Consider the following 9,266-nt stretch of genomic DNA (forward strand, 5'->3'; position numbering starts at 1 on the left):
ATCAGTAATCAAGGAAATTATCCTAAGTAAGAGCAAAAGTCCTGTAGGGGTTAAAGCAAGCCTCAAGCAACTAAAGAAACGGATGCGATCGCGCCTTAATTGAAAGGATTCGGATAACGTAGAATTGAGGCGAAAACCCACTAAATTATCTCAGGTTTGGGGAAAAGAATCCTATTTGAGGGATTGACAAAGATAGTGGTTTAATTTTATGATTACTTCATAATGGGAAAATGTGCCGACATATAGGGTAAGATGTCAGATTATTATCTCATCAGTAATCAAGGAAATTATCCTAAGTAAGAGCAAAAGTCCTGTAGGGGTTAAAGCAAGCCTCAAGCAACTAAAGAAACGGATGCGATCGCGCATTAATTAAAGGGATTCAGATACCGTAGTCACACCACCGGTAGGGACACGGCAATGCCGTGTCCCTACCCGAACCCGCAATTTTCACAGTAGAATGTTCCTTTCGATAATGGCATTCACAGAGAATTGCGATGACGAACAGTTGATTGCAGCAAAAAACCCACCCCCATAAGTAGTAGTGGGATGGAAAACGCCGGTTCTGGAACAGATAGAGGTTCTACACCCGCATCTTGGAGTGCCTCGTATGCATAGTTTCCCCATAAAGCATGGGTTTTAGCCGTTGGATGGATGTCATCCCAGAATAAGTACTCGTCGGGGTTAGAACATACACCCAATTCAGTGAAGCAAAAGTCAGTCACATTGGTAAAACCAAATTCATCAGGCTGGGTGATAACCTCTTGAAACAGAGACGCCAGATCAGCCGATATGATATTTATATCATCATAGGCGAGACGCAAATCATCGAACATTGTCGTTAAACCCGCGTTATGTTCCGCACTCACTTGGGTGAGTTCCGCTTCCTCTCCCTGAATAATCCCTCGGGGCGTTTTGCCCAAATCGGGCAAGTTAGGAATGAAGAAATGACGAGCGCCAGCTTCCGCTAAAGCCGTCACCCCAGTGAATAAGTTGTTAATGGGTTCAGCACTATCACGCAGCCCGCCCTTGTTGTAATCATTATTACCAGCCCAGACAATATAAAGGGCGTCAGGATTAGCCGATGTTTGAGCGACATTTAGGTCATTAATAAAACCATTAATCTCGGTGAGAACTCCTACGCCTAACTCAGGAGAGACATTACCCAATCCTGTCTGAGCGCCACCAAAGGCAAAATTAACACTATTCGTTGCGGTAGCACCACCGAAGTTAAAGTTTACCTCTGGTGGGGTTGATGGAATGATTGGCTCTCCCACTGTTAATTCAGTCGATGGAATCAAATCAACGCCCAATTGGGATGTGAGAATGTCTATCCAGTTGTAGCCATTAGAAAAACGTCCTTCAAAATAAGGTGGAGTGGGGGTAATCGGTACGGGGAAACCTAATGAGTGGGCAGCTGAACTCACATTGAAGACATTGCCTGAATCAGCGGAGCTATCGCTAAACACATAAATCTGATTGAATTGGATTGCCTCAGCACTTAGCGGGTAGATTAAGGATAAAAAGGATAATCCGGTGGCTATTGCCGTTATTTTGCTCATTTTAATTTTGCACTCCTGTATTTGATTGCCGAAAGAATTGATAATTAAAGATCAGCGCGATCGCGAAATCACCGATTGACGCCATGACTCTTATACACCTAATCACCAGGGAATGCTCTGATAAACAAGGATATTTATTGATTCTTAATTTTATTTTCTTTTATAAAATTTTATCGTTGTAATCACTCATTAAGTGTGTTTTAATGTAACAACGTCGCCAACTTAGTTGGGGAAAGGAAGGGTAAACTCAAAGGTTGATCCAACTCCGGGCGCACTGGTAACGCTAATTTGTCCCCCGTGAGCATTGATAATTTGCCGACATACATATAAACCCAAACCAATACCCGTCAAGTGCTGAGAATGCAATCCCCGAACATAGAGTTTAAACAAGCGATCGCACTGCTGTTGGCTCATCCCTACCCCGTCATCGGCGATCGCACAATAGAGTCTATCCCCCTCAACCCTTACTGTCAGCGTAATCTGCACCCCCGGTAGATTATGTTTAAGGGCATTCGTCAATAGATGCTGGAAAACACACCGCAGTTGAGTTGGATCAGCTTTAACAGGGGGTAAATTTGGGGGAATAGCCAGAGTTAATTTGGCTTGGTTACTGGTTAATAACCGCTGCAAATCAGCCAGGATTTGGCTGAGGAGTTCATTTAAGCACAAGGGTTGACAGTGCAGCTCAATTTTGAGCCCTTGGTTAAAATGATCTTCAGATAAGGCATTGATCAACGTCAATTGGCGATCGCTATTTTCAATCAGCCGCTCCAGAATTCGGCGCGGGAGAGCCACGGTTTCCCCAGGGCAGTTTTGCGTTCCCTTCAACATCAGAATTAAGCCCATCATTGACGTTCGCAGATCATGAGACACGGCTTGTAAAAACACATCTTTAAGTTCATAAAGCCGTTGCAGCTCCTGCATTTTTTCCTCAAGTTGCAGAGTGCGTTCTGCCACTTGACTTTCCAGGTTACTATTGAGATCTTGTACTTGTTGGTAAAGTTGAGCTTGTTGCAGGGCAATGGTAACTTGAACCGCTAATCGCCTCAACCAATCCACCTCAAAAGATTTCCAGTGACGGGGATGATGGCATTGATGAACCGCTAATAATCCAAAAAGTTGATCATCGAGAATTAAAGGAATTGCCAGGGTAGCTTTAATCTGATAGCACCGATAAAACTCTTTGAGATAGGGAGTCACATTAACCTGATCGGTATTATCCCGGATTAAAATTTGACGCTGACTAAACAATTCCTGGGTTTCTTTTAACAGTTTCTCTGAGGGTTTCCATCCCAACATGGATTTATAAGCAGAGGCGACGGATTCGGCAGCAATTTTACTGTAGTTATTTTCATCCAGGTAACTGATATAGACGCGATCTGCCTGTAATAACTGGCATACTTCCACAACAGTAGTTTGGAAAATTTGGTCTAAATCTAAGGATTGACGAATCCGTAGGGCAATCTCGGCTAACAAGCGATCGCGTTCTAAAGTAGCGCGGAGTCGAGCTTCTGCCTGTTGACGCTCCGACATGGCGGCGGCTAAAACGAAAGCGGTTACTGTCACCACCGCCAGAAAAGTTTGTAGCAGTAGGATTGCTCCTTGGGTACTTCCCGTCTTCACCACAAAAGGTCCGATTCCCTGGATAGCTCCGCCAATTGCCATTCCCGAAACAACGACACTGGCAAAAACAGCACCCCACACCCGAAATCGCAGCGCCGCCCAAGCGACAAAGGGAAAAGGCAAATATTCCAGGGGGTAGTCGGAGAGGGCAAAAATGGTTCGAGACTGGAAAACCAGCCAACTGAACATCCACAGTAAAGCCCCACACAAGACGGCTTCTAAAATCGTATGGGGTGGATAATTTTGCCGCAACATTCCCTGGGGGAATCCTTGGGCAATTAATAGTAGTAAGGGAGTAAAAACTAAGATTCCCATACTGTCCCCCAACCAAAGAGTGCCCCAATTCAGTCCAAATTGATGCCACGGGATGAAACCCACCCAGCAATTCACTACTGTACTAATAGTGGCGTTAATTGAAGGGGCAATAAGCGCACCGACGATAATTAGGGCAAATGCATCCTTGAGGCGTTCTAGCGTCGGGTTAAAATCCAGGCGACGTAATCCCATCGCACCGATAACAGCTTGTAACGTGCAGCCAATAACTGAACCCAGGGACACCAAAAATGAAGCACCCAGGGACAGATTTAACCAGAATGCACCAATCGCCACACCAATCCACAGCCGTTTCCCCTCCAAGAAGAGCACAGCCAGAGCAATCCCCGCACTAACCCACACCGGAGACGCCTCAGCGCCCAATCCCAACCACAATAGGGTAAAATGAGCGCTACCCATATAGGCGATCGCGACTAGAGCAACTGTGATTAGGTATCGCCAGAAACGTTTCTGACTCCCAGGAAATATGGACAAAATTAAATCTTCACCGTAACTAATATTCAAGATTTCATGACTCAAAACAATCGGCTTCCATCAACAGGATGCCCAAAGTTATCAAAACTTAACATCCCCTAGGTGGATGAGTTTTGAGTTTTGACCCTTCACTTCGCTCATAGAGCATGGCGCGTTTGTAGGCGCGGGTTTTACTCTTATCCTTTCTTACCTCACAACAGATGTGACTCGCGCCCACCCTGATGATTTGAATTTTGACTTTTGACTTTTGACTATTCCTGTTTAACAGATACATTTAACCCGGAAAAATCTGGCAATTGCCGGAAGTTTCTTTGTATGGCACAATCTGGAATGAGGCGATCACGCCAGATGTGGAGGCATCTCTCAAAGCCTTCAACAAAATGTTGAAAGCGCCATTGATATCACGCCCAATTGTGTGACCACAGGAAGGGCAAACAAATCGTTTGTTGCCTCCTAGTTTTGTGTGAATGTGACCACATTTTGAGCAGGTCTTGCTGGTGTATTCTTCCGTTACGTCTACTACAACACAGCCATACTTAGCCGCTTGATGCTTCAACGTTTGCTTGAAACGGTAATGCGACCATGTAACCAGTTTTCGCGCCGTCTTAGTTGATAGCCGCCTTTTACCACGCTTGACCATGTTTTTGACCTCAAAGGTTGGCAAGAATATGATTTTGTATTTGGTGCATAGATAATTAGCCGCTTTCTTGTGTAGCTCCGAAACTAGGTTACGGATTTTTATCCGGATTTTTTGGGCGGCTTTACGCAACCGATACCGCCAACGTTTAAACTGGCGTCCCTTAGCTTTTCCAATCCGAGACATTAGCTGGTCAAGATGGCTAGATAATCGATAAATGCGCCCTATATCGTACTTGCCAATCTCCCATATTTCTTGCCCATCAAATCCAGTCAGAAACGTTCTAACGCCAGGGTCAAGCGCAATGGCTAACTGACTGTTCAGGGGCTTGGGTAATGGTGCGTCTATGGCATAGCAAATAAACCAGCGCCCTTTATCCAGAACCAAGGTAGGCTCATGTTGCATTGCTTCGATAATTGGTTCACTTGCCTTAAAAGTTAAGCCCTTGGTTTGTGTTGGATAAAATGTCCCATTCTTCCAATTGTTCTTTTGAAACCGAATGGATTTAACGGGTTCACGCACTGACCGAAACTTAGCATCTCCACCCGATTTTTTTGCCGCTTTGTGTGCTTCAAACGCTTGAAATACAGCTAACTGGCGTGGGCTATAGGGAGCTTGACTTACCCAAACCGGAGCCAAGCTCATCACCACTTTTCTTAAGTCGTACTTACCAATTTTTTTAGTCTTAAGTATGGCGATGGCTTGGTTGAAACACCATCGGGCGGCTGACATCCATTGGCACCAAGTCTTAGCTAACTTGTCTTGAGGGTAGACTCGAATCTTCTTTGATAGCAGACTTGTACTTTCGGAGTCCGTACAGTCGGCAACTAAAGACGTGGACAATGGCAAGGATATCCTCAACCATTTCTCGCTCTGGAGATAAGTCACTTCGGTTGAGAACCACGAGTTTGCAATCTTTTTGCTGACAGAACCATTCGATGAGATCAAGACCAAACCTGACGAGTCGGTCTTTGTGGCAGACCACAACTTCTCTGACGTTTCCTGACAAGACTTGTCCCAAAAGGGAAAGAAGCCCTTTGCGTTTGTAGTTGAGTCCTGATCCGACTTCTTTGATAAGTTTTCCTTCTGTAAATAGTGATTGCAGGTAGTCAGCTTGTCGCTCAAGGTCTGCCTTTTGCTTGTATGAGCTAACCCTGGCATAGAGGATTGTGATCCTTGTATCGCCTTCTGGATTGACGACGGAATCGATATCATACCGTCGATGACCCGCAGGAGTTCTAATTGTTCGTATTTTGCCGTCTCTGTCCCAGTTTCGCAGTGTTTTTTCTGATACTTGGAGGATTTGAGACGCTTCCCTTGGTGTGGCATATCTCATCGAAATTTGCTGCTAACGTACTTAATATACTACCACGAAAAGGGAAGCTATTTCCGGAAATATCTAGAAATTACCAGAAAATCAGGCTCTAATCGTCAACACTCTCAGGAACCCCCACTGGGGAAATACCTGCGATCGCCCGCAGGTTTTGGCTGCGAATTAATTCAGTAAAATTTAAACTCACTCGCCCTTCTATCTCAGCCACGGATGCAATCGCCGCTAATAGATGCTGTGCCGCTTCTGTTTCGGTATAGCCGCGCCGTAGAGCAACTTTAAGCGCATCAGTATCCCCATCCAAGTGAGTTTGGCAACGGCGAGTATTGCGCCAAATTTGACCTCCTGCGATCGCACTCAATCCCGTCGCCACAACAACACCCACCGCATCGCCTTGCATCAGTTCCACCATTCCCCCTAACAATCCCGCAATTACGACGCCTTGATATAAATCTGGCTTAAACCATTTGATATTAATCAACCAGCTTACGGTACTTAGGAGCAGCATATCCCGTTGCGGTCTGGGTAAGCGACGCCATAGATCAAAATTAATATAAATTGGACGATCTCTCAACCAAGGCATCGGCAAAGGAGTTTCAATCACCGCCGTCTGTTGCGGTTTACTGATAATTTTCGTCAGCATTCGCCCAGAGGCGGGCATTATATCACGCAAACGGCGAATTTCTGGCTCTGGATTCATCAGACGAGGGACTCGGACTTAGAGGATAAAGGGTATTCAAAGCACTTATTGTCCAAACTATCTCATGATTGACTCAAAACTCAAAACGTCTGGGCAGGGGAAACCCCTAAAATAGGCACAGGAGATTGTCAAAACAAGACTCTCACCTCAAGCTACAACCAAGCGATAAACTATGGACGCTTTTACCCCATTTCCGCCGCAATGGACAAAATCAGCAACTCATGCATTAGAATTCTGCTGTCCCTCCTGTCATGCTTCTTGCATGGAAGCCCAACGGGTTTGGATTAATCGACAATCACCAGTCCTGACTGAAGATTATCGCAAGAAGTGGCAAGAGTTCTATCAATGCCAGTGTGGTACAGTGTGGTGGGCTTGGAGTAGCGATCGCCCTCCCTCGGAATTAACTAACCGCGATCAACCCCCAGATTTGTGAGTTGCATACAATAACAAGTAAGTAGCCCATGGCAGTAGTTGGGCTAACATTGCTTTGTTCTATGCGCCTTTCCACTCTCATAGCCCTAACCCTGAGCTATAGGCGACAGCAGAGCGCTCTCCCCTTTGGGAGCGTCGGGAAGGATAGCCTGACAAGGCGAGCGAAGCGGAGTTGTCAAATTTCATGGGTCGAATATATACTAGAAACGTGGCAAACGTAAAATAAATAGATTTGCCATTCTACGCCTTTGTTTCGGGCAATGCACAGAGTAGACACCCATAGCTGGAATAGGTTTTCTGGAAAAGCAAAAAACGAAAGCTTAAAAACAAGTTCTCACACTTAAAAAAAAAGTATTAAAAAGTGGATCTGGGCATCTTACTCACTATAAAAAGCTCGAATCCTACGCTCTAGAAATAGAGATCGTTATAGATGTAGTAGGTGGGAGAAGCCAGCAGCGTATACTTGTATCGCTGTCTGGAGTATGTCACTACAGCAAGTCTCTGGGGAATGCCAATTGCCCCAATTCATGCTGTTGAGCAAGCCGATGATACTGTTTCCTTAGACAAATTACCAGGGACTACCAATCATAGTGAACGCACTCCAGTAATAAGGATGTTCAAAGTTTACGTCTCCGAGTCTAGCTAATTCTGGCGGTAACGAGATTGATTTATCACCGGCAATCAGTTGACCCCCTTCGAGATAAACTTGTCCCTGCAACATTGCCAGTTGAGTTTGTCGCAGTGCTTCTGCTTTAATTGGGGCTTGTTTGAGGGTTTGATAGAGTTTGGTCATTAATCCGAGAGTTCCCTCATCACTGACATACCATAAACTGCCTACGGCTGATTTTGCACCCGCTTTAACCGCTAATCCAGCAAAACCCAATTCGGCTTCCTCATTCCCCAAAGCGGTGCGACAAGCACTGAGAACTAATAATTCGACGGGGGGATTATTCCAATCTAACTGAGGTAATTGATTGAGTCGCAGCTTCCTATCCCAAAGTTGGATATAAGAATTATTCGGTGCTCCTGATTGGAAATTAGCATGAGTGGCTAAGTGGATAATGCCAAAGGGTTGCTGCTGACGTTGTGATTTTAGATTTTCTAGGGTAAAAGCATCGTTGAGAAAAGATCTGCCTTGCCACAGAGATTGGGTAATTTCTGATAATTCTACTGGAACCGCAGGTAAGGGCTTTTGGTCAGTAAATAGTGCAGCACCCATAGCTAAAACTTCCATGTTTTCAATGGGTTTGTAGTTCGGGTTTACTAGGCTTAAACTCGGCATTAAGCCAACACTATATTTCTCAATCAAAAACTGCTGCCCATCGTAAAGAGCCGCCATAGGAATAGAGCGTAAACCGTAATCTACTATAAACGTTACGTTTTCGATACCTAGAGCTTGCAGTTCGGCTTCCATGGGAGCAACCAGCCAATCATAGAGTCGTTTTCCGGGCAGAATGTAGCCTTGGCGACTGCGAACATTGGTAACTTCTAAGCGAAACTGATCCGCAACCTTGAGAACTTGTTGGCGAGTGATTCCCGTCAGTCGTTTGCGAATGGGTAATCCATTAGAGGTAACGAGTAGTAATTCTACTTGGTCTTCAGGATTGCGGGTTTTAGTAGGATAATTTTGCCTTAAAGATGATGGATTTTCCGCCTGATTAGAAATCTCTGGCGGGACAAAACTGATATAAAGCAATGCTGGTTTAACCCCTGTAGTTTTCTCGATGTTGTCGAGAATATCTCGGCTTTGGGCGAGAGTAACTAAGGGAATATCAGTGGGTAAGCCTAAATAGTCTACAAATTGCTGAGTAAAGTTTTCCTCTGAGGCGTCAACGGATTGGAGGGATGACTCAGAAGCACCTGATGATGAGGCTTCACTGGATGAGTTGTTAGCGGGGGTGGATGAATTGCTATTCGCTTCATTAGATGAGGTTTCAGCGGAGACGGATGGATTATTAGTGGTTTCCCTAGGACTAGGATTAGTTGAGTTAATTGGTTGATTTGTTGGTTCAGAGAGAGTCGTATCGCTGGGATTACTCAGATTATCTTCTGGGTTAATGGAGGTTGTATCCTCAGGATTCTCTAGATTATCTTCTGGGTTAATGGAGGTTGTATCCTCAGGATTCTCTAGATTATCTTCTGGGTTAATGGAGGTTGTATCCTCAGGATTCTCTAGAT

The 9,266-nt window shown here is 45.0% G+C and carries 6 protein-coding genes and 1 pseudogene; 1 reads left to right on the forward strand and 6 read right to left on the reverse strand.

All coding sequences use genetic code 11. The features are described 5' to 3' along the window. Positions 1-479: 479 nt before the first annotated feature. From ACLGGO_RS34175 to ACLGGO_RS34195, 5 genes and pseudogenes are all read right to left on the reverse strand, one after another. Positions 480-1,559, reverse strand: a complete 1,080-nt coding sequence (locus tag ACLGGO_RS34175) for an SGNH/GDSL hydrolase family protein (protein ID WP_446422652.1) — start codon at positions 1,557-1,559, stop codon at positions 480-482. A gap of 288 nt (positions 1,560-1,847) precedes the next feature. Further along, a pseudogene (locus ACLGGO_RS34180) lies at positions 1,848-4,034 on the reverse strand (sensor histidine kinase); the annotation flags it as partial. Positions 4,035-4,263: 229 nt separating this feature from the next. Continuing rightward, positions 4,264-5,358, reverse strand: a complete 1,095-nt coding sequence (locus ACLGGO_RS34185; protein WP_446422653.1) for an RNA-guided endonuclease InsQ/TnpB family protein — start codon at positions 5,356-5,358, stop codon at positions 4,264-4,266. 16 nt (positions 5,359-5,374) lie between these two features. After that, positions 5,375-5,962: an IS607 family transposase gene (locus ACLGGO_RS34190; protein ID WP_446422654.1), complete on the reverse strand. Its 588-nt coding sequence runs from the start codon at positions 5,960-5,962 to the stop codon at positions 5,375-5,377. Positions 5,963-6,050: 88 nt separating this feature from the next. Next, complete coding sequence (locus ACLGGO_RS34195) at positions 6,051-6,656, reverse strand: DUF3318 domain-containing protein (RefSeq protein WP_446422655.1); 606 nt, start codon at positions 6,654-6,656, stop codon at positions 6,051-6,053. A gap of 172 nt (positions 6,657-6,828) precedes the next feature. On the opposite strand from ACLGGO_RS34195, the gene ACLGGO_RS34200 reads away from it, so the two are divergent. After that, positions 6,829-7,089, forward strand: a complete 261-nt coding sequence (locus ACLGGO_RS34200; protein ID WP_446336791.1) for a hypothetical protein — start codon at positions 6,829-6,831, stop codon at positions 7,087-7,089. A 567-nt stretch (positions 7,090-7,656) separates the two neighbouring features. Here ACLGGO_RS34200 and ACLGGO_RS34205 read toward each other — a convergent pair. Next, a partial coding sequence (locus tag ACLGGO_RS34205; RefSeq protein ID WP_446422656.1) for a CHAT domain-containing protein occupies positions 7,657-9,266 on the reverse strand: 1,610 nt, incomplete at its 5' end.

It is taken from the genome of Coleofasciculus sp., from assembly GCF_046565525.1.
Lineage (GTDB): Bacteria > Cyanobacteriota > Cyanobacteriia > Cyanobacteriales > Coleofasciculaceae > Coleofasciculus.

Coding starts and splice junctions, on each gene's coding strand:
- ACLGGO_RS34175 (WP_446422652.1), bottom strand. CDS start 1,559: ATGAGCAAAATAACGGCAATAGCCACCGGATTATCCTTTTTATCCTTA.
- ACLGGO_RS34185 (WP_446422653.1), bottom strand. CDS start 5,358: ATGTCAGCCGCCCGATGGTGTTTCAACCAAGCCATCGCCATACTTAAG.
- ACLGGO_RS34190 (WP_446422654.1), bottom strand. CDS start 5,962: ATGAGATATGCCACACCAAGGGAAGCGTCTCAAATCCTCCAAGTATCA.
- ACLGGO_RS34195 (WP_446422655.1), bottom strand. CDS start 6,656: ATGAATCCAGAGCCAGAAATTCGCCGTTTGCGTGATATAATGCCCGCC.
- ACLGGO_RS34200 (WP_446336791.1), top strand. CDS start 6,829: ATGGACGCTTTTACCCCATTTCCGCCGCAATGGACAAAATCAGCAACT.